Source organism: Brevibacillus sp. NL20B1, from assembly GCF_018195675.1.
In the GTDB taxonomy this organism is placed as follows: domain Bacteria; phylum Bacillota; class Bacilli; order Brevibacillales; family Brevibacillaceae; genus Brevibacillus; species Brevibacillus aydinogluensis.
In genome coordinates, this window is the sequence record NZ_JAGTPT010000008.1 from 50280 (window position 1) to 74162 (window position 23883).

Here is a 23883-nt window from a genome sequence, read left to right on the forward strand (position 1 = left end):
TTTACGCGTGGACCAGTTCCGCCCCCGTCCGGTCGACGCGAGTCAGCAGGTCTTTCACAAAGGTGACCAGTTCGTCGCGTTTTACCTCGTGCGTTTCACCAGTGCGGCGGACGCGGACTTCGACGACGCCCTCCTGCGCGGCCCGGTCGGAGATGGTGATGCGCAGCGGCAGGCCAATCAGGTCAGCGTCCTTGAACTTCACGCCGGCGCGCTCAGGCCGATCGTCGTACAGCACCTCGATGCCAGCCGCCATCAGCGCTTCGGTGATCTGTTCACTCGCACGCCGCTGCTCCTCCACTTTGGTGTTGACCGGAATGACGTGGACGTGGAACGGCGCCACGGACACGGGCCAAATGATGCCGTGTTCGTCGTTGTTTTGCTCAATCACGGCGGCCAGAGTACGGGAGATGCCGATGCCGTAGCAGCCCATGATCATCGGCTGGCTGCGCCCGTTCTCGTCGAGGAAGGTGGCGCCCATCGCCTGCGAGTACTTGGTGCCCAGTTTGAACACGTGGCCTACTTCCACCCCGCGGGCAAATTTGATGACACCGCCGCCGCGCGGGCAGACGTCTCCCTCCATGATGTTGCGCAGATCGGCGTAACGAGACACGGTAAAGTCCCGGCCCGGCTGCACATGGATGAGATGGTAGTCGGCTTCGTTGGCGCCCACGATTCCGTCGTAGACGTCCTGGACGAAGTTGTCGGCGACGATTTCCGTTTTTTCGTCAGCGAGACCGACCGGCCCGACAAAGCCTGCCGGTGCGCCGCTCACTGCCAGCACCTCTTCTGCGGACGCAAGGCGTACCTGCGTCGCGTCGAACAGGTTTTTCAGCTTGACTTCGTTCAACTCGTGGTCGCCGCGGACGAGCACCATCACCAGCTTGTCGTCGATCCGATAGATCAGGCTTTTGATGATCCGGCTGGCGTCCACGCCAAGCGTTTCCGTCAGTTGGTCAATGGTTTTTACACCAGGCGTGTGGATTTTCTCCATCGCAGGTGTTTCTCCGGCCGGTTTGGGGGAAGGCTTGTACACCACTTCCGCCTTTTCCAAATTGGCAGCGTAATCGCCCTCTTCCGAATAGGCAATCGTGTCTTCACCGATGTCGCACAGCGCCATGAATTCGTAGGTTCCTTTTCCGCCAATCGCTCCCGCGTCCGCTTCCACGGCGCGGAAGTTCAGGCCGACGCGAGTGAAAATGCGGGTATATGCATCAAACATCGCCTGGAAGTTTTTGTCCAGCCCTTCCGGCGTGGTGTCAAACGAGTAGGCGTCCTTCATAATGAACTCGCGGCTGCGGATCAGGCCGAAGCGCGGTCTGACCTCGTCGCGAAACTTCGTCTGAATCTGGTACAGGTTGATCGGCAGTTTTTTGTAGGAGTTGATTTCGTCCCGCACCAGGCTGGTAATCACTTCTTCATGCGTCGGACCAAGCGCAAACGAACGTTCGTGGCGGTCCTGCAGGCGCACCAGTTCGGGACCGTATACGTCCCATCGGCCCGTTTGATGCCACAATTCCGCCGGCTGCATCGCCGGCATCAGCAGTTCCTGGGCCCCGGCGCGGTTCATCTCTTCGCGCACAATGGTCTGGATTTTCTGCAGGCTGCGCAGCGCCAGCGGCAGGTAGGTGTAAATCCCGGATGCCAGCTGACGGGCCATGCCCGCCCGAAGCAGCAGCTTGTGGCTGGCAATCTCCGCATCCGCAGGCACTTCCCGCAGGGTGGGAATCAACATCTGACTTTGCTTAAACACACGCTTGTCCTCCTTCATGCATCGCACAACTGCGTCGTCAAACTTTTTTCGCAAAGCAAACCCACGTGCCTGGGGAGCCTCGCAGCGGGTGTTTCCTCCGCCCGCTCGCAAGGGGCCGCCGCTATGCACGTGGGTTTGTCACCGGTTAGAACGTGTTCTTATCCAACCGTGGCAGATTTCCGCTCTTCCACCAATTCGTGAATTTCTTTCATCAGCTCTTCGAACAGTTCCGTTTCCTTCACTTTCCGCACAATCTCCCCGTTGCGGAAAATCAGTCCTTCGCCATTGCCCCCGGCGACGCCCACATCCGCTTCGCGGGCCTCGCCGGGACCGTTGACGGCACAACCCATGACGGCAATTTTCAGCGGTACCTTCAGCGTGGAAACGGCATCCTCCACCCTGGTGGCCAACCCGATCAGGTCAATCGCACAGCGTCCACACGACGGGCAGGCAATCACCACCGGGTCGTTGTTGACGATGTCCAGGCTGCGGAGAATCTGTTTCGCCACCTTGATCTCCTCGACCGGGTCAGCCGTCAACGAGACCCGAATCGTATCCCCGATGCCCATCGACAGCACAGTGCCGATGCCGACCGCCGACTTGATGCTGCCAGAAAACTGCGTCCCTGCTTCGGTAACGCCGACGTGAAGCGGATAGTTGCGCTTCTCCGCCATCAGCGAATAGGTCTGAATCATCGTCGGCACGTCAGACGACTTCAGGGAGATGACGATGTTGTCGTAGTTCAGGTCTTCCAGAATGTGGACGTGGTCCATGGCGCTCTCCACAATCGCTTCCGGTGACGGATACCCGTACTTTTCCAACAGCCGTTTTTCCACGGAACCGGAGTTGACACCGATGCGAATCGGAACGTTGCGCTCCCGACACGCCTCGACGACCGCTTTCGTTTTTTCCTTGGAGCCGATGTTACCGGGGTTGATGCGAATCTTGTCGATGCCGCTTTCCAAGGCGATCAGCGCCAGACGGTAATCAAAATGGATGTCGGCGACGAGCGGAAGCGGGGAGCGTTCCTTGATTGCCTTGATGGCGCGCGCCGCGTCTTCGTTGATCACCGCCAGGCGGACGACTTGGCAGCCGGCTTCATACAGCCGCTGGATTTGTGCCAGCGTGGCTTCCACGTCGCGGGTGTCCGCCGTCGTCATCGACTGGATCACGACGCTTTTTTGTCCGCCGATCTGTACGCCTCCAACATATACCGGTTTCGTCTCCTCGCGCTTGTACATAGAGCACCATCCTTTTGTTTGTGTCGGTGATTACACGTCACTGCAAAAACAAGCGTTGCAAATCGTTCCAGGTCACGACCAGGATCAACAGCATCAGGAAAGCAAAGCCGAGAAAATGCACCATGCCTTCCTTGTGCGGATCGACCGGCCGGCCGCGCAAAGCTTCCACCAGCAAAAACGCCAGCCGTCCTCCGTCCAGTGCCGGCAGCGGCAAGAGGTTAAACAAGCCCAGATTGATGGACAGCACCGCTGCCCACTTCAGCAGGACCGCCAATCCCTGCTGGGCAAATTCGCCCGTCATCTTGAAGATTCCCACCGGTCCGCTCAGGTCGTTCAACCCGACGGCGCCGGTAAACAGCATCCCCAAGCTTTTCAGAATCATCGCGGTAAACTCGTACGTGGAGACGGCTCCGTACTTCAGCACCTCGCCAGGCGCGTACGTCAGCGTCTGCGTCACCATGATCTTGCCGACGTTGTTGTCGTTGTAGATGCGGACTTTTACGCTTTTGCGCTGTCCGTTCCGCTCGATGTCAAACAGCAGTTCCTTGTCGGGGGACTGGCTGACGATCTGCACGATTTCCTTCCATGTAGATACCGGCTGCCCCTGAATGGCGATCACCCGGTCTCCCTGCATCAGGCCCGCCTGTGCTGCGGGGCCGCCTGGCCTTACTTCGCCCAGGTACGGCACGTTGCTGGGGACCCCGTAGGACAGTCCGATCGCCACAAACAGGAGAAAGGCAAGCAAAAAGTTGGCCGCCGGACCGGCAAAGATAGCCAGGAAGCGCTCAGAGACCGTCTTCCCCCTGAACTGCCGGTTGTATGGCGCAATCTGCACCTCCTGCCCGTCCTTGACCAAGTGAGCCTGCGGGTGTACGGAGAACGTCTGCTCCTCCCCGTCCACGTTCAAGGTGAGCGTCAGTTGGTGTTCCAAATCATAGCGGACGATCGTCCCGTTCACGCTGCCGCTGTCCGTTTTGTCCAGCAGAATGCGCGTCACTTTTCCCACTGCATCCCGTTCCACGCTCACTTCCATGTGCGGCTTGAGGATATCCAGCTCCGGATCTTCACCGGCCATGCGCACCATTCCCCCGATTGGCAGCAAGCGCAGTGTGTATTCCGTTTCTCCCCGTTTTATGCTGAAGATTTTCGGCCCCATGCCAAGCGCAAACTCCCGGCAGAGAATGCCGGCCCGTTTGGCCAGCAGGAAATGGCCCAATTCATGCACAAACACGAGTACGCCAAACACGATGATGATCGCGAGAATCGATTCGATCGAATCCAGATTGGGAAAAGGCAAGGGAAAGCCACCTTTCATTACGTTATCGTCAAGCTTCATTATCGTGCAGACAGGGATCGCGCCTGATTGCGGGCCCACTCGTCGGCATCCATGATCTCCTCCAGGGAGGGCTGGCTGATTCCTTTATGGATTTCGCAGGTTTCCTGCACGATGCGTTCAATCTCCAGGAAGCCGATCTCGCCCTGGAGGAAGCGCGCAACGGCAACCTCATTGGCTGCGTTGAGGACGGCGGGATGGGTGCCGCCTTGTTTTCCGCACTCATATGCCAATTGTAACAGAGGATAACGGACAAAATCCATCGGTGCAAAATGCAGGGTTCCGCACTTCACCAGATCAAGCGGCTCTGTCATCAGCGGCATGCGCTTCGGGTAGCTGAGCGCGTACTGAATCGGAACGCGCATGTCCGGGGTGCCCAGTTGAGCCATGACAGCCCGGTCCTTATATTCTACCATAGAGTGAATAATGCTTTCATAGTGCAGGATGCAGTCGATCTGGTCGTACGGCATGTCAAACAGCCAATGGGCTTCGATCACTTCAAACCCTTTGTTCATCATGCTGGCGGAATCAACGGTGATCTTGGCGCCCATGCTCCAATTGGGGTGGTTCAGCGCTTCGGCGACCGTCACGTGGGCCAGTTCCTCCCGGCTCAGATGACGGAACGAGCCGCCGGAAGCCGTCAGGATGATACGGGCTACGTCCTCCCGGCGCTCCCCCTGGAGCGCTTGAAACACGGCGGAATGCTCGCTGTCTACCGGGATGATTGGCACGCCCCGTTCGCGCGCAGCTTTCATGACCAGGTGACCGGCGCTGACAAGCGTCTCCTTGTTGGCCAAGGCGATCGCTTTTCCCGCCTTGATCGCGGCCAGCGTTGGCGCTACTCCCACACTCCCGACCACGGCCGTCACGACGACATCTGCGTCCGGATGACGGGCAGCCAGCTCCAATCCGTCTGTTCCGCAGACGATCTCCGGACGATGGTCGCTGCCGAGCAGCTCCATTAGTTCGCCTACCGCTTTTTCACTGCCAACGGAGACCAGCTCGGGCTTGAATTGCTTCACCTGCTCCGCCAACCGTTCTATATTGTTCCCTGCCGCCAAGGCCACTATCGAAAATTCCTCCGGATGCTGGGCCACTACGTCCAACGTGCTAATGCCGATCGACCCGGTAGAGCCCAAGAGCGATATGCGTTTCAATCGTTTCACCCTCTATATCTCTTTCTATATGGCGTTCGCATTTAGACAATGCCTAGCAGATACAAGACGGGAAAGACCATAATCCAACTGTCGCAGCGATCGAGAACGCCGCCGTGGCCAGGCAGGATACTGCCGGAGTCCTTGACGCCAAAGTGGCGTTTGATCGCCGATTCTACCAAATCCCCCAACTGTCCGGCCACGGCCGCCACCACGGCAATGGCCACAGCCTGTCCGAAGGGAAGATGCCCAAAAGCGGCATTGAGGCCCAGCACGACTGCGACCGCAGCGAGCAGTCCGCCAAACGATCCCTCTACGGTTTTGTTCGGACTGATGGCCGGCCAAAGTTTTCGCCGGCCCACGGCCTTGCCGATGAAATAGGCACCAGAATCGGACGCCCAGATGCCCAGGATGACCAGCATCGTCAGCATCAAGCCGTCCGGGAGGTTGCGCACGGCGGCCATGTAAGTAAATCCGTAGCCTATGTATAACGCCCCTATCAGCGTAAGGGCGGCGTGTTCAATGTGAAACTGGTTTTTTCGCAAAACGGAATAAACCAGCAGCAGCAGCGTGACTGGCAGCACCAAATTCGGTATAACAACACCGGTCCCGGCTGAAAACGAAAGCGCCGGCCAGACGATGCTGACCATCAACGCATAAGCGAGCACACCCGCCGTGCTGAACGGCTGCAGTCCCGCCATCCGCAAAAATTCAAAAAGGCCCATGACGGCCAATAACAACACCAGGAATGAATACCACATGTTCCCCAGATAGACGAGGAACAGGAAGATTGCCCCACCAATGAGGCCTGTAATGATCCGCTGCTTCAACTGATTCCACCTCTCGGCTTAAACCGCCCCGTAGCGTCGAGCTCGGCCCTGGTATTCCACAATTGCCTGATAGAAATGTTCCCGGGTAAAATCAGGCCACAGCACCTCGGTAAACCACAATTCCGTATAGGCCAACTGCCACAACATGAAGTTGCTCAGACGAATTTCTCCGCTGGTGCGGATCAACAGATCCGGATCAGGGATTTCGCTCGTGTAGAGATGCCGGGAAATGACATCTTCATTCAATTGTTCCAGGTCGATTTCACCCGCCTGCAGACGGGCTGCAATATCCTTTACGGCTTCAACAATTTCCTTGCGCGCTCCGTAATTGAGTGCGAAGTTCAACTGCAGGCCGGTGTTATTGCGCGTTCTCTGTTCCGCCGTTTCCAGCGCCTGAATCGTATACGGCGGCAGCTGCTCCCGGCTGCCGACCATCCGCACCCGCACGTTGCGTTCAACCAATTCTTCCAATTCAGTCGACAGAAACTCCTGGGGAAGTCTCATGAGAAAATCCACTTCGTCCCGCGGCCGTTTCCAGTTCTCGGTGGAAAACGCGTACATCGTCAAATACTGTACGCCAATCTCGTCGGCTGCCTTGACGACTTCCTTCACCGTTTTCATCCCTGCCCGATGGCCGGCCACTCGGGGCAAATTGCGCTTTTTGGCCCATCGGCCGTTGCCGTCCATGATCACCGCCACGTGATGCGGAATCTGGCCGGACAGGTCCAGTTCAGTTGTGTTTGCCTGTTGTGCCTTGCGCGACCACTTGCGCGCCAGATGTTCTAACATAAAGTGTTCCCCCGCAATGAGAGATATAGACATACATCCCCCTCAACAGAGGGGGATACCTGGCTTACACTTCGAGAATGTCCTTCTCTTTTTCCTTGATGATCTTGTCCACTTCCGCGATGAACTTGTCCGTGGTCTTTTGGACAGATTCCTGATGACGGCGGGACTCGTCTTCGGAAATGGTGCCGCCCTTTTCCAGCTTCTTGATCTCTTCGTTGGCGTCGCGGCGGATATTGCGGATCGCTACTTTCGCTTCCTCACCGCTCTTGTTTGCCACTTTCACCAGCTCTTTGCGGCGCTCTTCCGTCAGCGGCGGGATGACGATCCGGATGATGGTCCCGTCATTGGAAGGCGTCAGCCCCAGATCAGACTGCTGAATTGCGCGATCGATTTCTTTCAGGGCCGATTTGTCCCACGGCTGGATCGTCAGCATGCGCGGCTCCGGTACGCTGATGTTGGCCAGCTGGCTGATCGGCGTCGGTGTGCCGTAGTAATCCACAGTGATCTTGTCCAGCATCGCCGGATTGGCACGGCCGGCACGCAGGCTGGCAAGGTCTTTCTTCAGCGTGGCAATCGCTTTGTTCATGCGTTCTTCCATGTCTTTCAGCACGGTTTGCGGCATTATGATTCCCCCTTCACCAGTGTACCGATCTTTTCGCCCATTACGGCACGGCGAATGTTGCCTTCTTCGGAAATGTTGAAGACAATCAACGGAATGTTGTTGTCCATGCACAGGCTGGACGCCGTCGAATCCATGACGCCCAATCCCTTGTTGAGCACCTCGAGGAACGTCAGTTCATCATACTTGACCGCTGCAGGATCGATGCTGGGGTCGGCGGAGTAGACGCCGTCCACCTTGTTTTTCGCCATCAAAATCACTTCGGCCTCGATTTCCGCTGCACGCAGGGCTGCCGTTGTATCCGTGGAGAAATACGGATTGCCCGTGCCTGCCGCAAAAATCACGACCCGTTTTTTCTCCAGATGGCGGATCGCCCGGCGGCGTATGTACGGTTCTGCCACCTGTCTCATTTCAATCGACGTTTGTACGCGAGTCGGGACGTTCACTTTTTCCAATCCATCCTGCAGGGCGAGCGAGTTCATGACCGTTGCCAGCATGCCCATGTAATCGGCAGTGGCCCGATCCATGCCTTTGGAGCTGCCGGAAAGTCCGCGCCAGATATTGCCTCCACCGACAACGACTGCGACTTGTACACCCAATTCTACAATTTCCTTGATCTGATTAGCGATGGAGAAAATCACTTTCGGGTCGATCCCGTACCCTAATTCTCCCGCCAGAGCTTCCCCACTCAACTTTAACACAACCCGTTTATAGGCAGGAAGTGGCATGTGAAACGGCCTCCATTCATGATTCATTCTCTGTCCGGCACCGGATTCCTTCCGGCACCTGCCGGCGGCTGGTTCTTTTTACGCGGATGAGAGTTTCACACAAGATCGCGTGAAACTCTCTTTTGCCAAACCTCTTACAAAATAGGGAACACACAGGTGTTCCCTATTTCGATTGTTACTGTTTATTCACTTGCGCCATTACTTCCGCAGCGAAGTCTTCCTGTTTTTTCTCGATGCCTTCGCCTACTTGGAAGCGGACAAATGCCTTCAGCGTAGCGCCTGCCTCTTTCAAGAGAGCGGATACTTTCTTGTCCGGATCTTTCACGAATGGTTGTTCAACCATGACGAACTCTTCGAAGAACTTGCCGAGGCGGCCTTCCACCATTTTCTCCACAATGTTGGCCGGTTTGCCTTCAGCCAGTGCCTGGTTCTTCAATACTTCGCGCTCGCGTTCGATCTCTTCTTGAGATACCTCTTCACGGTTGGCATAACGCGGGTTGGATGCAGCAGCGTGCATGCCCAGATCTTTTGCCAACACTTCGTCCTTGGTGCCTTCCAGCGCTACCAGAACACCGATTTTACCGCCCATGTGCAGGTATGCGCCGAACACGCCGTTGTCGGATTTCTCCAGAATGGAGAAGCGGCGGAAGGTGATGTTTTCACCGATGGTGGCGATCTTCTCGCTGATCACTTGGGAGAGTTTATCGCCATTGCCTTTAAACGGCTGTTCCAGAGCAGCTTCCACGCTGGCCGGACGTTGTGTTACAACGTGCTCGGCAATGTCTTTTACCAGCGTTTGGAACTCAGGGTTTTTCGCCACGAAGTCGGTCTCGCAGTTAACTTCCACGATCGCAGCCACGTTGCCCTCAATCGCGTAGGAGGTAAGCCCTTCCGCAGCGATGCGGCCCGCTTTTTTCGCTGCTTTGGCGATGCCGCGCTCACGCAGCAGGTCAATCGCCTTTTCCATGTCGCCGTTGGTTTCTTCCAGGGCGCGTTTGCAGTCCATCATGCCTGCGCCGGTGCGTTCGCGCAGTTCTTTCACCGCTTGTGCACTGATTGCCATGAGTTGAACCTCCTTGAAAAATGACGAGCTAAGTATATAGTGGTGAATAAAGGGTGGACGGGGTTCTGAAACCCTCAGTCCACCCTCTTAACACTTGCTTACGCAGTTGTTGTGGTTTGTTGTTCTCCGCCTTGGCTGCCTTCCAGCAGAGCGTCAGCCATTTTGGAGGTGAGCAGTTTCACGGCGCGGATCGCGTCGTCGTTACCCGGAATGACGTAGTCGATTTCGTCCGGATCGCAGTTGGTATCGACAATCGCCACGATCGGGATGCCCAGCTTGCGAGCTTCCGCTACAGCGATGCGCTCTTTGCGCGGGTCGATGACGAACAGGGCGTCCGGCAGTTCTTCCATGTTCGCGATACCGCCGAGGAATTTCTCCAGGCGCTCTTTTTCCTTGCGCAGCACGATAACTTCTTTCTTCGGCAGTACGTCGAAGGTGCCGTCTTCTTCCATGCGGTTCAGCTCAGCCAGACGAGCTGTACGTTTTTTGATGGTAGCGAAGTTGGTCAGCGTGCCGCCCAACCAACGTTGGTTGATGTAGTAGTGACCAGTGCGTTCCGCTTCTTCTTTCACGGATTCCTGCGCTTGCTTCTTCGTGCCCACGAAGAGCATTTTGCCGCCGTTTGCAGCGAGTTCACGCACGAAGTTGTACGCTTCCTCTACTTTCTTAACGGTTTTTTGCAGGTCGATAATGTAGATACCATTGCGTTCGGTGAAGATATAGCGAGCCATTTTCGGATTCCAGCGACGAGTTTGGTGACCGAAGTGAACACCAGCCTCGAGCAGCTGTTTCATCGAAATAACTGCCATATTTCACACCTCCTTCAGATTGGTTTTTAGCGATGCCTACCTCCGCCTCACCGCATCTTCCGGACAAGACTGCCGATTGGCAGCACCGTTGTCGGAATTGGTGGACGTGCGAATTCAACACCGTTAATGAATATATCATATGGCACTTTCAAATGCAACAAACGATTCCTTTGTTTTTTGCAAAATTGTTCCTCTCCTGTTCGAGGCGTCATTCGCCCGCCGGGCACCGGCCCGGGCCGCGCGCAAACGGGATGGCAGACGGCGGCCTGTCCCCCAAAAAAACACCGCCTTACTTCGCAGGCGGTGTAGTGATAATCCGGACGATCTCCGCTTCGCTTGCACCTACCGGGATCTGATAGGTCCCGACGCGAATCCGGTTCAGTTTGTTCTGTGCGCGCAGCGTCTCCACCAGTGTGTTGTCGGCCTTGAGAACACCCGCTTCCACCATCGAGCGGGCGACACCTTCGGCGGTGGCCCTGTACGGGACCTGAACCGTGACGGTCGCTGCAGGCGGCTTCGGTGCCGACGGAGTGGAATTGGCGGTGTTCCCGCCCGGTTTGGACGAATCACCGGCAGCAGCCGGGGCGGGTGTGGACGGCGGCTGCGGCCCGCTGTTGTCCTCAGGTGGTCGAGGCGATTGCGTTTTGGGCTGTGTCGGTGCCGTTACAGAGGGTGTCTGCGGCTGCTTCGGCGACGCCGCAGACGGAAGCGAGACGTTCTGCTCCTGTCGCAAGCGGTCGTACTCGGCTTTGGACAGGATCACCATCTGCAAAGCCTCAGCCGCCTGCTTTACCTGTTCCTTGGTCAGCGAAGCAGAAGAGGCAGGAGCAGCATGTTGCACCGCTCCCAGAACGGCCGATGCCACAAACAGGCCGGCGCCAAACCCAAACAACCATTCACGCTTACTCATCGGCCTTCCCTCGCTCATGAGAACCGGCCAGCGAGAGAATCAATTCGATCTCGCCCTGCCCGGCTCCCAGCCTTTTGGCGATTTCATCGGAGGACAATCCCTCCTGCCGCAGTTCAAAAACGCGCCGATAGCGCTCCTGAAGAGCAAACACATCGGCTGCTACCGCTTCACTTGTACGCGGAGCCTCTGCATCAGCTGCTTGTCCCGCAGCGCTCCATGCGGACCATTCGCTTTCCATACGGGCCAAGTGCTGCTTCAGTTCCGCCACCTCTTTCGCGAGTTCCGCATGTGCTTGCGTCCATCTGCCTTCCGTCGCTTTCTGTTCGTGCCTGATTTGGTTCAGAAACCGCTGCAGGCTTTTTTCCATGTCAGCCTTGTCCCACGCCTCGTTCGGCGCGGTTTCAACAGAGGCGGCCGTCTGTTTCCGTTTGCTCAGGAACGCCGCTGCCATAATCAGCGCTCCTGCACCCATCAGAATATAATAAGGAAGATCCATTGAAGTCACCTGTGCTCCCATCTTGTCTCGGATGTTTACAATGAGATGTCGATAAACCTTCCGCGCAGCGGATCACGCATCAGCACGCCGTCCGACGTACTGCCCTGATCCGTCCCATCCTTCGCTTCGTTTAGTTCCGCGCCGGAATCGGCTTGCTTTTTTCGCTTTTGCTGTTGCTCTCGTTCCCGAATCATGTTTTTTTCCGTCTCGTTGACGTCAGTGGGGCGCTGGCGCATCTGCTGATCCGTCAGTTTTCGGTCATCCGTCTGCCACTGCTGCTGGTGCACGGTCCTCTGCTGATCATGTTCCTGAATGCGGCCGATCTCCGGGCTCCGCGGCACTGACACCTGCCATTCAACCGCTTTCAAACTCATCCGGACTCAACTCCTTCAACCCGTTTCCCATCATGCTGCGTCAGATGAGATGGGAAGTGGTGATTTCCCCCTCCAGCGCGATAAACCGGGTACGGGAGAACTCCTGTTTGATGAAGCGCACCAGTTTGCCAAACACCAGCTTGATACCGGGATACATCAGGTTGTACACTTCCACGGCAGCCGGCGCGTCCCCTTCCAATTCCTGTTCCAGTTCTTTTTTTCGCGCCTCCAGTTTCTTTACCTCTTTCTCCAGCACGAGACGCGTATTGGTCAGCTTGATCTGCATCGTTCGTTTTTCCGGAGGCAGTTCGCCGGCGGCCTGCAGCATTTGATTGAGGACGCCCAGCCCCTGATCCGTTTTGCGTAAATTTTCGTACACGTTTTGCAGTTCCTTGGTGATCGAAGACAGTTCCTTTCTGAGCTCCGGTTTGACGCCCACTTCCAGTATGGTCGGGGTCGCGCTTGCATTGCCGATGACGCGAGCCGCGATCTTTTCCCCCGCCTGCAGCAGGCCGCCGATGATAAACCCCTTGGTTCCGTTGCAGATGATCTGCTTTCCGGCCCGGACCTGGGAAAACATGATGCTCTGCGACACCAGCACCTGATTGCCGGCGGTGACGTTCGCGTTCTGGATATAGGATGTCTTTACATTGTAGCCGGCCACCACATGTCCCTTGTCCTGAGCGACGATGCCGTTGCGAATTTCGATCGAGCCCCCTGCCTCCAGCTCAGCTCCCTCCACGCTGCCGAACACGCGGATATCGCCGGACGCCTTTACCCTGAACCCGGTCGGGACGTTCCCGCGAATGACCACCGTTCCCACGAAGTCGATGTTGCCGACGCGAAAGTCTACATCTCCGTTCACTTCAAACACGGGAAAGACATTCACCTTGTCGTTCTCCGTAAACGACACCTGGCCGTCGATGGCGGCGTAGAGCAGCGTCCGTTCCTGATTCATCACCACGTTTTTTCCCGGCTTGATCATGACTTCCCTGCCGTCCTTCGGCGCAATGGGCTCGCCTGTCACGGCCGTACCCGGCGTCCCAGGTGTTGGCGGCGTCTTGGCAGCCAGCAACTGTCCTTTGGCCACGTTGGGAATATTGGTGATGCTGTAGTAATCCACTCGCCCGTCATCCAACTCTTTGGGCCGTTTGTCGCCATGCAGCAGCGTCAGAAATGGATACTCGATTTTTCCGTCGAGCCCGGGAACCGGCGGTGTGCCGCGGGCGACGGTGACCGGAACATTGGCGAATTTGTCAGGATTGCCGACCAGTTCGCTGATGACGCTGTCTAATACGCCGTATGTCACATTTTTCGCGTGCAGGGCATCACGCACGTCTTTTTCCGTAATGAGGATAGGGCCACCCCGCCCCTCGTCGGGGACGACCAACGTGACCCTTGCCTCCAGCTTGTCGGGAGAGATGTTCACTTCCAGTCTGATGTTCCCTGTCTCTTCCATCTTTATTGCCCCCTCAAAACCATGGATTGCTCTCTTTCTGCAATCCCCACTCCTGTCCAGTCCTACATCAACTGCGATTTCCATCGCGACAGAGCTGAGCGCATGCGGGAAATCGCTTTGGAATGAAGCTGCGAGATGCGGGACGGAGAGAGATTCATCACTTCGGCAATCTCTGACAAAGACAGTTCTTCAAAGTAGAACAGCGAGACGACCAACCGTTCTTTTTCCGGCAGCTTGTCGATGACGCCGACCAAAACCTCCTTCAACCCGGCGGTTTCCGCCACGTATTCCGGACTGGGCGTCACTTCATCGATGATATAGGAATGACGTGCGGTCTTTTGTTCGTCTTCTTCGCCGACCGCTTCATCAATGGAGATCATCGATGCCAGCGAGGTCTCGTAGTGAACCTGGCGCAGTTCCTTCTCGGAGATGCCCAGATACTGGGACACTTCCCCTTCAGTGGGCGTGCGGAGCTTCTCCTGTTCCAGGTAGGAATAGGCCTCTTCGATCTTCTTGGCCTTGTCCCGAATTGTCCGCGGAATCCAGTCGTTTTCCCGCAGTCCATCAATCATTGCGCCGCGAATGCGCCACATCGCGTAGGTCTCAAATTGCAGACCGCGCGTATGGTCAAACTTGGCCAGCGCATCCAGCAGGCCAAAGCGGCCGTAACTGATCAGATCGTCCTTGTCCACATTGGCCGGCAGGTTGCCAGCCAAACGACTGGCAACCTTGTCGACGAGCGGGAGGTACTGGTTCACCAGGTCCTCCTCCGCCTCGCGACTGCCTTCCTGCTTCCACATCACCCATTTATCGAACTGTCTTGCCTTCTCCTGATTGGTAAGCCGTGCCACGAATCAGTCACCAACCTTTACTCATCAGTTAACCGCCTGACAACATCCGCAACGACAGCGGGATCTTGAACTGGTGCAATTCGGTCGATCTGGTTTGTGTTCAGCGGCGTAAACGGTTCATCGTCCAAAGCGGTCCGCTGTTCCCCGCTCTCCGGTGAGGCATCCGTTTCTTCCGCTGCAGCCTTGCCCGTGGCGGCCTCCGATGTATCCATGACCCTTGCCAGCAGCCAGCGCAGGGGAAACGCCACGAGAAAAAAGAGAATGAAAGCCATAAAGGCCCGCTCCAGCGAGACAAGCCAGGTGTTTCCTCCCAACGCCGTGGCCAGCGTCATGACGAAGCCGAGCAAACCGATTCCTGTGTTCAGCCAAATGGTTCCCCACATACCTATACTTCCTTCACACCTTGATTTACGGTCCGAATCTGGAGAATGCCCGTAGACGTGTCGAATTCGATCGTCCTTCCGCAATTGCCGCCAGTATCCTCAGCCACAATCCTGATCTGCGCGGATTGGAGCGCCTTCTTGCAGGCCTCTACGTTGCGCGGACCAATCCGCATCGTATCGCAGTTGCCCAAAGCCGCGAACATCTGCGCGCCGCCCGCCATCTTGGCCACCATGTGGCGGACCGACGCGCCTGCCCGCTCCATCTCCTGAATCAATCGGGGAATCGCCGTATCCGCGTATTTCCCCACCGTGATCTGCCCGCCTTTTCCCAAAGACGATTCAGGCAGCATCACATGGGCCATTCCGCCCACCTTGTGCACGACGTCATACAGCACAACTCCGACGCACGATCCCAATCCAGTCGTGCGCAACCGGTCCGGAGATTTTGCCACGCCCAAGTCTGCCATGCCGATTCTAATGATCTCCATCGAACGGAACTCCTAATGAATCAAATAGTGTTTTCAACGAATCCGGGTCCGGTATCAGAAAAAAGTGGCCTTTCACCCGATCGTTTCCTTCAAAAAAGGCGGTGTCTATCGTCAGGGCGACGTCACCCGTATGCCCGAGCTCGATCAACCCGTGGCTGAGGATCGCTCCGGCCATGTCGATGGCCAGCGCCGGCACGGAAGGCTGCATGCTCAGATTGGTGAAGTCGGCCAGCGACGACAGATACGACCCGGTCAGGATATTGCCGATTTCGTGCAGGGCGGAATACTCGAAATCGGTCCATTCGTACACGTCCTTATCCGCACCTGTCATCTGCCGCAGCAGGCTGCGTGCGGACTCCATGTCCAGGATAAAGAACATGTTGCCGGGGCAATCCCCTTCCACGCGAAGGTACACCGTCACGACAATCGCCTCGGAACCGCCGACACAATCGGCCACCTCATCAAACGGGATCACACTGACCTTCGGCACATTCATGTCAATTTCTTTTTGTATGAGCTTGGAGAGTGCCGTAGCGGCATGGCCGGCGCCAATGTTGCCCACCTCGCGCAGCACGTCGAATTGAAAGTCTCCAAACTTGGCAAAGTAATTCATCGCACTTATCCCTCAAGCGCGTCCAATTGCCTGATTTCTTCGTTGCTCAACACCTTGTCGAGGTTGAGCAGGATCAGGAGGCGTTTCTCCAGCTTGGCCACACCCCGCAGATATGCCGCTTCCACGCCGCCGACCACTTCCGGCGGCGGCTCGATGGCATCGATCGGGATGTCGATCACGTCGTTGGCCGCGTCGACGATCAGCCCCACTTCCAGCTCACCCACCCCTACGATGATGATCCGGGTCGATTCGCCGTAGGCTGTCTCCTCCAGGCCGAAACGGCTGCGCAGGTCAATGATCGGCGTCACCACGCCGCGCAGGTTGATGACCCCTTTGACAAACTTGGGCGTGCGCGGAACTCGCGTGATATGCTCCAATTTTTCAATCGACTTGACCTGGTTCACCTCAACGCCGTACTCTTCGTCTTTCAACCGAAAAACAATGACTTTTACTTCGCCTGTGATTTCTTTTTGCTCCAGCATGGGCTGCGCCTCCCTTTACTTGATCAGTGCGTTGCAATCGATAATCAGTGCAACCTGTCCGTCGCCGAGGATCGTCGCACCGGAGATGGCAAAGACGTTCACCAGGTATTTGCCCAGTGATTTCAGCACAATCTCCTGCTGACCGATGAAGGAATCGACCACCAGGCCGGCCATTTTTTCTCCCTTGCGAACGATTACGACGGCCACTTCGTCCTCACTGCCCACTCCTGCGTCGGGCACCTGGAAGATGTCCTTCAGCGAGACGAGGGGAACCACCCTGCCGCGGAAATCGATCACCTGCTGCTGATGCGCCATCATGATCTCATCTTTGCGGAATACAGCGGTCTCGATGATCGAGCTGAGCGGAACAGCGTACTTCTCGTTTTGCACCTGTACCAGCATCGCCGAGATAATGGACAGGGTGAGCGGAAGCTGGATGAGGAACGTGGTGCCCTGGCCGCGGACGGAGTCAACGCTGACGCTGCCGCCCAGCGATTCAATTTTGGACTTCACTACATCCAGGCCGACTCCTCGGCCGGAGATGTCAGAGATGACCTCAGCCGTGCTCAGACCGGATGCAAACAGCAGCTCGAAAATCTGCTTGTCCGTCATGCTGTCGGCATTGGCGGGATTGACGATGCCCCGCTCGATCGCTTTTTTCAGGACCTTCTCCTTGTTGATGCCGGCCCCGTCGTCCTTCACCTCGATGAAGACGTGGTTACCGCTGTGGTACGCGCGAAGGCAGATGGTCCCCTCTTCCGGCTTGCCCGCCTTTTTCCGTTCCTCCGGCGATTCGATGCCATGGTCGAGCGAATTGCGCAGGAGGTGCACCAACGGGTCTCCGATCTCGTCGATCACGGTGCGGTCCAGCTCAGTTTCCGCTCCATAAATTTCCAAATTTACTTTTTTGTTTAATTCTTTCGCCAAATCGCGCACCATCCGCGGGAAGCGGTTAAAGACCTGCTCAACCGGCACCATACGCATGGTCAGAATGATGTTCTGCAGGTCGCCGCTGATGCGGCTCATGTGTTCGACGGTCTCCTGCAGTTCGCTCTTGCCGATCTCGCGTGCCAACTGCTCCAGCCGTCCCCTGTCAATCACCAGCTCGCTGAACAGGTTCATCAGCACATCCAGCCGCTCGATATCCACGCGAATCGTCTTGCCCCCGGCGGACACCTTTTTCATACCGCCTGCCGGTGCGTCCGGTTTTTTCTCAACCGCCGGCGCTGCACTGGCTGCCGCCTGCTCTTTCGCCTGCTTTACTTCCTGCTCGGCTTTGGCAGCCGGTTCTTGCAACTGCAGCGGCTCCAGCTCCACATCGCTGATTTCTGAAATGTTGGTGATGGTTTGGCGGATCTTGTCGGCCGGCTGCATCGTGACGTACACCAGTTCAAACGAGCGGTCAAACCGTTCGTTCTCAATCTCTTCCACCGCCGGCGTCGACTTGATCACGTCGCCCATCGACTCCAGCTGATCAAACACCATGTAGGCGCGGGCCGCCTTCAGCACGCATCCTTCGTCAAGCGTCACCTTGATCCAGAACAGATTGTGGCCCACGTCCTTGGACTGCTTCAAAACGGTGAGGGCAAACTCGTCCAGGTCGTACTGCCTCTCTGATCCGGCAGCTTCATTTCCGGCGGGGGCAGCCTCCACCACCGCAGCCGTCTCCACAGCGGAAAAATCGCCCGCCACGATGGCACGCAGCTTTTTCACCAGAGTGGAAACATCTGCGGAACCGTCGCCGCCTTCCATGATGTTCATCACCATGCTCTCGATCAAATCGACGCTCTGAAAGATGACGTCCATGATATCGCTGGTAATTGTCAGCTTGTGGTTGCGGATCATGTCCAACACGTTTTCCGTCTCATGCGTGAGGCTTGCCATGTCCTCAAACCCCATGGTGGCCGACATTCCCTTCAGCGTATGGGCGGAACGGAAGATTTCGTTGACGATCTGGATGTTCTCCGGATCATTCTCCAACAGGAGCAAATTGGCGTTGATCGCCTGCAGGTGTTCCTTTGACTCTTCGATAAACATGTCCAGGTATTGATTCATGTCCACGGGTGATCCACCTCCCATAATCAATGCAACAGCTTACACAACGTTTCGGCTATCCGGTCCAAAGGAACGATGTTGTCGGCAAGGCCCGCCTGAATGGCAGCCCGCGGCATTCCGAAAACGACACATGTCGACTCGTCTTCGACAATGCTGATCACGCGTCCCGCCTCTCTCATTCGGCCCAGGCCTTTTGTCCCATCATTTCCCATGCCTGTCATGATGATTGCCCATTTGTCTACATTTGTCAATCGGCTGGCCGATTCAAACAGAACGTCAACGGAAGGACGGTGTCCACCCCGCGGTTCTTCTTGTTGCAGTCGTGTTTTCAATCCCCCACCGCTCACCTGAACCACTTCCAGATGAAAGCCGCCTGGCGCGATATACGCCGTCCCTGGCTGTATCCATTCTCCGTCTGTTGCTTCCGTCACATGGATGGCGCAAAGCGAATCCAGCCGCTGCGCGAGCGATTTGGTAAAACCGGCCGGCATGTGTTGGACGATGAGAATCGGCGCCGGAAAGTTGGACGGGAGGGCGGTCAACACCGTTTGCAGCGCTTTTGGCCCCCCGGTGGACGTCCCCAGTACAACCAGCTTGGAGACGGCTGACGCTCGGCGCGGGATTGCAGCCGCCGGCGGCGTAACACGGGAATCAGCCGTTCCCGGATGGCTGGTGCCCGAAGCCGTACGACCCGGTGTGCCTGTGCCCGGTTGGGCTGGCAGCGTCCACGCTGTCTTTTGCTTGAACAAAGGTGAGCGCATAGGGAACGTGGTGCCGGGCCTGCCCAGCGGTCTTCGCAGACGCCCGTTCACCTGTGCCGCCGCTTTCACCCTTTCGATCAGCCGTTCGGCCACTTTGTGCAGATCGAGCGAAATGGGACCGGACGGTTTGGTCACGAAGTCTACCGCGCCCAGTTCCAGCGCGTGGATCGTCGCTTCCGCCCCTTCCCTGGTCAGACTGCTGAGCATCACGACCGGGACGGGGTGTTCGTTCATCAGACGCTCCAGCGCATCCAGCCCGTTCATGACCGGCATTTCAATGTCGAGCGTAACGACATCGGGATGGAGCTGCTTTACTTTTTCAAGACATTCGAGTCCGTTCTTGGCTCGGTCAACCACTTCAATGTCAGGATCGCTATGTAAGATGTCTGTGATGACTTTACGCATAAAGGCAGAATCGTCGGTGACGAGAACTCGAATCTTGTTCATCCGCTGCTGCTCCTTCCTTCTCCTGTTGCCTACCGAATAAAGCGTCTCAGCTTCTGCAAAAAGCCTCCGATCCCAGCCGGAAGAGACTGCCTTCCCCCCGCCTCTTTTCCCAGGTAGACGGCCGAAAGATGACGGATATCCCTAGACGCCTGCGCGTGCGGAAAGGCAAGCAAAAAGGGCCGCTGCAGTTTCACCGCTTTGGAAACGTGAGGGTCGTCCAGTACAAATCCCAACGGATGGACGTCCATGTTGAGAAACCGTTTGGCCACCATCACCAGCTTTTGGGCGGTCATCGTCCCTTCCCGGGCGGAAGTGACGCGGTTGACCACCAGCCGGATCGTCGTGCGGGGATTGTAGAAGTGAAGCATCTTGATCACGGCGTAGGCATCGGTGATCGCCGTCGGCTCCGGTGTCGTAACGAGAATCACCTCGTCGGACGACAGCATGAACCGCAGCGATTCGTTGGAGATGCCCGCACCGGTGTCAAAGATGATCGTGTCCGCATAGCCCTGCAGCGGCTGCAGACGGGCAAACAGCAGGTCAAGTTTGGCGTCGTCCAACTGCAAGAGCTTGGCAAAGCCGGACCCGCCGGCGATAAAATCCAGCTCGCCCGGTCCCCTTTCCATGATGTCCCATACGGTCATGTCCGGCTCCAGCAGATGCAGCAAATGCCGCTTGGGCGATATCCCCATCAGCACATCCAGATTGGCCAATCCCAGATCGAGGTCGAACAGGATTGGTTTGTGTCCCTTTTCTTGCAGGCCGAGGGCAAAGTTGAGGCTGAAGTTGGACTTGCCGACGCCCCCTTTGCCGCTGGTGACCGTAATCAGCCGGGTCTGCCGGGAGACGTTGTTCTGTTGCATGCGTGCGCGCAGTCGTTCGGCTTGGTCGTGCATGTGCGTTAATCTCCCATGATCATGTTGGCTACCAATGCAGGGGTGGCGGCCACGATGTCGTCCGGGACGTTTTGACCTGTCGTGATGTACGAGAAGGGAAGACTGGTCTCATATGCCACATTCAACATCGCCCCGTACGCTTCCGTCTCATCCGCCTTCGTAAAGATCACCCTGGAAACGGGCACGTCATCAAAGTTGCGGATGATCGCCTTGATGTCGCTGTACTTGGCGGTCAGACTGAGCACCAGGAAATTGAGGCAGTCCGCATCATGCCGCAACAGCTCCCGAATTCCCTGCACGTATTCGTCGTTGCGGAAATTGCGGCCGGCCGTATCGACAAAAATCAGATCGCATCCGCTCAACCGCTCCATCGCCTGGACGATTTCTTTTGGCGAGAAGATCACTTCAAGCGGCACGTTCAAGATGTTGGCGTACGTCTTCAACTGCTCGACGGCGGCAATTCGGTACGTGTCCGCCGTGATGAATCCGATCCGCCGCTTGTCTTTCAGCATGCTGTCTGCCGCCAGTTTGGCAATGGTGGTGGTTTTTCCCACCCCGGTTGGCCCAAAAAAGAAAGCGTACCTGACGCCAGACTCGATTCGTGACGGCATAGGCGATGCCTGTTCCACCCGTTCAGCGATAATCCGCGCAGCGGCTCGCTTCGCCTCTTCTTCCGTCCACTGAGCAGACGGCTCACCGTGCAGGAGCACCTGGCGGATGATGTCCGCCGTCACCTCTTCTGCGACCTCCTGCCTGACGAGATGCGCCTGAACCGCCTGGATTGCAGGCGGCAGTTGGCTGCTGAGGCCGTTGACCAACAGCTTGTCAAAGACCTGCCGCATATCCCGCACTTCGTCCGCCAACTGCTTGCTGTCGGCATCAGCTGCCATGGAAGGGGCTCGCTTTGCCTGCGAGTGGTCGGGACGGGAGGCAGCCTGACGAGCGGAGTCAGCCGTCGCTTCATGCGTCAGCCGGGTATCGGTGCCGGGAGGCTCTGATTCTGCTGTCGCCTGTCCAGCAGTCACCGTCGCCGCTTTTTGATAGGCCTGCTTGGCGGCGTAGCTGCCTGTCTGCGGCAAGGCAGAGGGGGCCGGCTGGCTGGCGGGAGAGGCGCTCGCTGCCCGCTCGGCCCCTTTGTCATCAACGGCGGCCACCACTTCGATCCGCTGCTTTGTGAACAATCCGAACAGTCCACCAGTTCGGATCGGCTTGGAGTTGAGGATGATGGCGTCCTTCCCCAGGTCAATCCGGATTTTCTCCAGGGCGTCCGGCATGGAATCGACAACGTAGCGCTTCACTCTCACGTCAGGTTCACCATCCCTACGCTTTGCACTTCAACATGCGGCTCCAGCTCGCTGTATGACAAGACAGGCACATCCGGCATCATCCGCTCCATCAGCTGCCGCAGGTACATGCGAATCGCCGGAGAGGCGAGAATGATTGGCTGCTGGCCGGCATTGACCATTTTGCTCACTTCCGCCGACATGCTCTGGTAAATCCGCTGGGACGTCTCCGGGTCCATGGCCAGGTAGGTTCCCTGCTCAGACTGCTCGATTCGCTCGGAGATGGCCTTTTCCAGTCCAGGGCCTGCAGTGATCACCCGCAGCGGCTGTCCGGGCTCGGTGTATTGCAGCGTAAGTTGGCGGGACAACGCTTGGCGCACGTACTCCGTCAGCACGTCCGGATCTTTGGTGTAGACCGCGTGATCGGCCAGCGCTTCCAAAATGACCGGCAGATTGCGAATCGACACCTTTTCCCGGAGCAGTTTTTGCAGCACTTTCTGCACGTCGCCGATCGACAGCGTGCCCGGAATCAGTTCGTCCACCAGCACAGGCGCCGTCTCCCGTACATTGTCGATGAGGGAGCGCGTCTCCTGGCGGCCGAGCAGTTCGTGGGCGTGCCGCTTGATCACTTCCGTCAGATGGGTGGCGACGACGGACGGCGGATCGACCACGGTATAACCGGACAGTTCGGCAATCTCCTTATTTTCTTCTGTTACCCACAATGCAGGCAGTCCAAACGCCGGTTCGACCGTTTCGATACCGACAACCGCATCGTCTTCGAAACCGGGACTCATCGCCAGATAGTGATCCAAGAGGATCTCTCCCTTGGCGACCTGGTTTCCTTTGATTTTGATTATGTACTCGTTGGGACGCAGTTGGATATTGTCGCGAATGCGGATTACCGGCACGACGATCCCCAGTTCCAGCGCGATCTGTCGGCGGATCATGATGACGCGATCCAGCAGGTCGCCGCCTTGTTTGGCGTCGGCAAGCGGAATCAGGCCGTAACCAAACTCGAACTCGATCGGGTCCACCTGCAGCAGGTTGACCACACTCTCGGGACTGCGCACTTCCTCGATCTGCTGTTCCTCTTCCTGTTGGGCCGTCTCTTCCTGCTCCACTTTCTGCTTCTTGTTCATCTTCCATCCGGCGAACCCGAGCAGTCCCGCTACGGGCACCACCGGCAGCAGTCCGATTGGCGTCAGCAGGCCTAACAGGGTGATGCCGCCAGCCACGATCAACAGCAGGCGGGGGTAGCTGAACAACTGGTTGCTGATATCTTCGCCCAGCCCGTCGCCGGAAGTGGCACGAGTGACGATGATACCCGTCGCCGTCGAAATCAGGAGAGCCGGAATCTGGCTGACCAGCGCGTCGCCGACGGACATGGTGGTGAATCGGGAAGCCGATTCGGCAAAACTCAGATCGTGAATAACCATCCCGATGATGAAGCCGCCGATGATGTTGACGATGAAAATAATGATGCCGGCGATCGCGTCCCCTTTGACGAATTTGCTGGCACCGTCCATGGCGCCGTAAAAGTCAGCTTCGTCCTCGATCTTTTTGCGGCGGGCGCGCGCTTCCGCCTCGGTAATCATCCCGGCGTTCAGGTCGGCGTCAATGCTCATCTGTTTCCCCGGCATTGCGTCCAGCGTGAAGCGGGCGGCCACTTCCGCCACGCGCTCCGAGCCTTTGGTGATCACGATGAACTGGATGACGACGAGAATCAGGAAGACGACAAACCCCACCACCTGATTGCCGCCGACGACGAAACTGCCGAACGCTTCGATGACCTTTCCGCCATCGGCGTGCGAGAGAATGTTCCGCGTCGTCGATACATTCAGCGCCAGGCGGAAGAGCGTGGTGATCAGGAGCACCGTGGGAAAGATGGAAAATTGCAGGGCTTCCTTTGTGTACATCGAGACGAGCAGAATCGTCAATGCAAGGGAGATGTTCAGGATCAAGAGCAAATCCAAAAGTTCAGACGGCAGTGGGATCACCATCATGACGACAATGCTGATGACGAACAAAACGGTACCCAGCTCTTTGAATCTGAATCCCACCGTGCATCC

24 protein-coding genes are annotated in these 23883 nt (G+C 57.1%); all 24 read right to left on the bottom strand.

What is annotated here, in order from left to right:
* Window position 1: 1 nt before the first annotated feature.
* The 24 genes from KDN35_RS07370 to flhA all read right to left on the bottom strand — a co-directional run bounded on the left by KDN35_RS07370 (window position 2) and on the right by flhA (window position 23874).
* A complete protein-coding gene (locus KDN35_RS07370; RefSeq protein WP_249178982.1) occupies window positions 2-1732 on the bottom strand; it encodes a proline--tRNA ligase in 1731 nt (576 codons plus the stop codon).
* A gap of 176 nt (window positions 1733-1908) precedes the next feature.
* Complete coding sequence (gene ispG, locus KDN35_RS07375) at window positions 1909-2991, bottom strand: flavodoxin-dependent (E)-4-hydroxy-3-methylbut-2-enyl-diphosphate synthase (RefSeq protein WP_171564672.1); 1083 nt, start codon at window positions 2989-2991, stop codon at window positions 1909-1911.
* A gap of 37 nt (window positions 2992-3028) precedes the next feature.
* Window positions 3029-4288 carry an RIP metalloprotease RseP gene (gene rseP, locus KDN35_RS07380; protein WP_212132455.1) on the bottom strand — a complete coding sequence of 420 codons (1260 nt, stop codon included), beginning with the start codon at window positions 4286-4288 and terminating at the stop codon, window positions 3029-3031.
* Between the two features lie 38 nt (window positions 4289-4326).
* Window positions 4327-5481 (bottom strand): 1-deoxy-D-xylulose-5-phosphate reductoisomerase, encoded by a 1155-nt coding sequence (locus KDN35_RS07385; protein ID WP_212132488.1) that lies wholly within the window; start codon window positions 5479-5481, stop codon window positions 4327-4329.
* Between the two features lie 41 nt (window positions 5482-5522).
* Window positions 5523-6308 (bottom strand): phosphatidate cytidylyltransferase, encoded by a 786-nt coding sequence (locus KDN35_RS07390; RefSeq protein ID WP_171564670.1) that lies wholly within the window; start codon window positions 6306-6308, stop codon window positions 5523-5525.
* Between the two features lie 18 nt (window positions 6309-6326).
* Complete coding sequence (locus KDN35_RS07395) at window positions 6327-7097, bottom strand: isoprenyl transferase (RefSeq protein ID WP_212132456.1); 771 nt, start codon at window positions 7095-7097, stop codon at window positions 6327-6329.
* Window positions 7098-7161: 64 nt separating this feature from the next.
* On the bottom strand, window positions 7162-7719 hold the full coding sequence (gene frr / locus KDN35_RS07400) for a ribosome recycling factor (protein ID WP_171564668.1): 558 nt from the start codon (window positions 7717-7719) through the stop codon (window positions 7162-7164).
* On the bottom strand, window positions 7719-8444 hold the full coding sequence (gene pyrH, locus KDN35_RS07405) for a UMP kinase (protein WP_171564667.1): 726 nt from the start codon (window positions 8442-8444) through the stop codon (window positions 7719-7721). Before pyrH ends, frr begins: the two co-directional genes overlap by 1 nt.
* Before the next feature lie 175 nt (window positions 8445-8619).
* A complete protein-coding gene (gene tsf, locus KDN35_RS07410) occupies window positions 8620-9507 on the bottom strand; it encodes a translation elongation factor Ts (RefSeq protein ID WP_171564666.1) in 888 nt (295 codons plus the stop codon).
* A gap of 98 nt (window positions 9508-9605) precedes the next feature.
* Window positions 9606-10316 (bottom strand): 30S ribosomal protein S2, encoded by a 711-nt coding sequence (rpsB, locus tag KDN35_RS07415; RefSeq protein ID WP_029098978.1) that lies wholly within the window; start codon window positions 10314-10316, stop codon window positions 9606-9608.
* A 289-nt stretch (window positions 10317-10605) separates the two neighbouring features.
* Window positions 10606-11226, bottom strand: a complete 621-nt coding sequence (locus KDN35_RS07420) for a DNA polymerase III subunit gamma/tau (RefSeq protein WP_212132457.1) — start codon at window positions 11224-11226, stop codon at window positions 10606-10608.
* Window positions 11219-11677, bottom strand: a complete 459-nt coding sequence (locus tag KDN35_RS07425) for a DUF6115 domain-containing protein (RefSeq protein WP_171564664.1) — start codon at window positions 11675-11677, stop codon at window positions 11219-11221. Before KDN35_RS07425 ends, KDN35_RS07420 begins: the two co-directional genes overlap by 8 nt.
* An 80-nt stretch (window positions 11678-11757) precedes the next feature.
* The gene (locus KDN35_RS07430) at window positions 11758-12096 is read right to left on the bottom strand and encodes a hypothetical protein (protein ID WP_212132458.1); all 339 of its coding nucleotides are present in this window, start codon (window positions 12094-12096) and stop codon (window positions 11758-11760) included.
* Between the two features lie 40 nt (window positions 12097-12136).
* Window positions 12137-13555, bottom strand: coding sequence for a DUF342 domain-containing protein (locus KDN35_RS07435; RefSeq protein WP_171564662.1), 1419 nt, complete (start codon window positions 13553-13555; stop codon window positions 12137-12139).
* A gap of 62 nt (window positions 13556-13617) precedes the next feature.
* A complete protein-coding gene (locus KDN35_RS07440) occupies window positions 13618-14406 on the bottom strand; it encodes a FliA/WhiG family RNA polymerase sigma factor (RefSeq protein ID WP_171564661.1) in 789 nt (262 codons plus the stop codon).
* Between the two features lie 17 nt (window positions 14407-14423).
* A complete protein-coding gene (locus KDN35_RS07445; protein ID WP_171564660.1) occupies window positions 14424-14789 on the bottom strand; it encodes a hypothetical protein in 366 nt (121 codons plus the stop codon).
* A gap of 2 nt (window positions 14790-14791) precedes the next feature.
* Window positions 14792-15277, bottom strand: coding sequence for a chemotaxis protein CheD (locus tag KDN35_RS07450; RefSeq protein ID WP_171564659.1), 486 nt, complete (start codon window positions 15275-15277; stop codon window positions 14792-14794).
* Complete coding sequence (locus KDN35_RS07455; RefSeq protein WP_171564658.1) at window positions 15264-15890, bottom strand: chemotaxis protein CheC; 627 nt, start codon at window positions 15888-15890, stop codon at window positions 15264-15266. Before KDN35_RS07455 ends, KDN35_RS07450 begins: the two co-directional genes overlap by 14 nt.
* Window positions 15891-15895: 5 nt before the next feature.
* Window positions 15896-16372: a chemotaxis protein CheW gene (locus KDN35_RS07460; RefSeq protein WP_212132459.1), complete on the bottom strand. Its 477-nt coding sequence runs from the start codon at window positions 16370-16372 to the stop codon at window positions 15896-15898.
* Window positions 16373-16387: 15 nt separating this feature from the next.
* On the bottom strand, window positions 16388-18433 hold the full coding sequence (locus KDN35_RS07465) for a chemotaxis protein CheA (protein ID WP_171564656.1): 2046 nt from the start codon (window positions 18431-18433) through the stop codon (window positions 16388-16390).
* A gap of 20 nt (window positions 18434-18453) precedes the next feature.
* Window positions 18454-19635: a protein-glutamate methylesterase/protein-glutamine glutaminase gene (locus tag KDN35_RS07470; RefSeq protein WP_212132460.1), complete on the bottom strand. Its 1182-nt coding sequence runs from the start codon at window positions 19633-19635 to the stop codon at window positions 18454-18456.
* Between the two features lie 29 nt (window positions 19636-19664).
* Window positions 19665-20531, bottom strand: a complete 867-nt coding sequence (locus tag KDN35_RS07475) for a MinD/ParA family protein (RefSeq protein WP_171564654.1) — start codon at window positions 20529-20531, stop codon at window positions 19665-19667.
* Window positions 20532-20536: 5 nt separating this feature from the next.
* Window positions 20537-21829, bottom strand: coding sequence for a flagellar biosynthesis GTPase FlhF (gene flhF, locus KDN35_RS07480; protein WP_349290960.1), 1293 nt, complete (start codon window positions 21827-21829; stop codon window positions 20537-20539).
* Window positions 21830-21831: 2 nt separating this feature from the next.
* A complete protein-coding gene (flhA, locus tag KDN35_RS07485) occupies window positions 21832-23874 on the bottom strand; it encodes a flagellar biosynthesis protein FlhA (RefSeq protein WP_171564652.1) in 2043 nt (680 codons plus the stop codon).
* Between the last annotated feature and the right edge of the window lie 9 nt (window positions 23875-23883).

What these genes read in the sequence shown, in the direction of transcription:
- KDN35_RS07370 (WP_249178982.1), bottom strand. Translation starts at nt 1,732, where the DNA reads ATGTTGATTCCCACCCTGCGGGAAGTGCCTGCGGATGCGGAGATTGCC.
- rpsB (WP_029098978.1), bottom strand. Translation starts at nt 10,316, where the DNA reads ATGGCAGTTATTTCGATGAAACAGCTGCTCGAGGCTGGTGTTCACTTC.
- KDN35_RS07460 (WP_212132459.1), bottom strand. Translation starts at nt 16,372, where the DNA reads ATGCTGGAGCAAAAAGAAATCACAGGCGAAGTAAAAGTCATTGTTTTT.
- KDN35_RS07430 (WP_212132458.1), bottom strand. Translation starts at nt 12,096, where the DNA reads ATGAGTTTGAAAGCGGTTGAATGGCAGGTGTCAGTGCCGCGGAGCCCG.
- KDN35_RS07445 (WP_171564660.1), bottom strand. Translation starts at nt 14,789, where the DNA reads ATGTGGGGAACCATTTGGCTGAACACAGGAATCGGTTTGCTCGGCTTC.
- ispG (WP_171564672.1), bottom strand. Translation starts at nt 2,991, where the DNA reads ATGTACAAGCGCGAGGAGACGAAACCGGTATATGTTGGAGGCGTACAG.
- KDN35_RS07475 (WP_171564654.1), bottom strand. Translation starts at nt 20,531, where the DNA reads ATGCACGACCAAGCCGAACGACTGCGCGCACGCATGCAACAGAACAAC.
- KDN35_RS07435 (WP_171564662.1), bottom strand. Translation starts at nt 13,555, where the DNA reads ATGGAAGAGACAGGGAACATCAGACTGGAAGTGAACATCTCTCCCGAC.
- KDN35_RS07470 (WP_212132460.1), bottom strand. Translation starts at nt 19,635, where the DNA reads ATGAACAAGATTCGAGTTCTCGTCACCGACGATTCTGCCTTTATGCGT.
- KDN35_RS07395 (WP_212132456.1), bottom strand. Translation starts at nt 7,097, where the DNA reads ATGTTAGAACATCTGGCGCGCAAGTGGTCGCGCAAGGCACAACAGGCA.
- tsf (WP_171564666.1), bottom strand. Translation starts at nt 9,507, where the DNA reads ATGGCAATCAGTGCACAAGCGGTGAAAGAACTGCGCGAACGCACCGGC.
- frr (WP_171564668.1), bottom strand. Translation starts at nt 7,719, where the DNA reads ATGCCGCAAACCGTGCTGAAAGACATGGAAGAACGCATGAACAAAGCG.
- KDN35_RS07420 (WP_212132457.1), bottom strand. Translation starts at nt 11,226, where the DNA reads ATGAGTAAGCGTGAATGGTTGTTTGGGTTTGGCGCCGGCCTGTTTGTG.
- pyrH (WP_171564667.1), bottom strand. Translation starts at nt 8,444, where the DNA reads ATGCCACTTCCTGCCTATAAACGGGTTGTGTTAAAGTTGAGTGGGGAA.
- KDN35_RS07425 (WP_171564664.1), bottom strand. Translation starts at nt 11,677, where the DNA reads ATGGCAGCGGCGTTCCTGAGCAAACGGAAACAGACGGCCGCCTCTGTT.
- KDN35_RS07455 (WP_171564658.1), bottom strand. Translation starts at nt 15,890, where the DNA reads ATGAATTACTTTGCCAAGTTTGGAGACTTTCAATTCGACGTGCTGCGC.
- KDN35_RS07450 (WP_171564659.1), bottom strand. Translation starts at nt 15,277, where the DNA reads ATGGAGATCATTAGAATCGGCATGGCAGACTTGGGCGTGGCAAAATCT.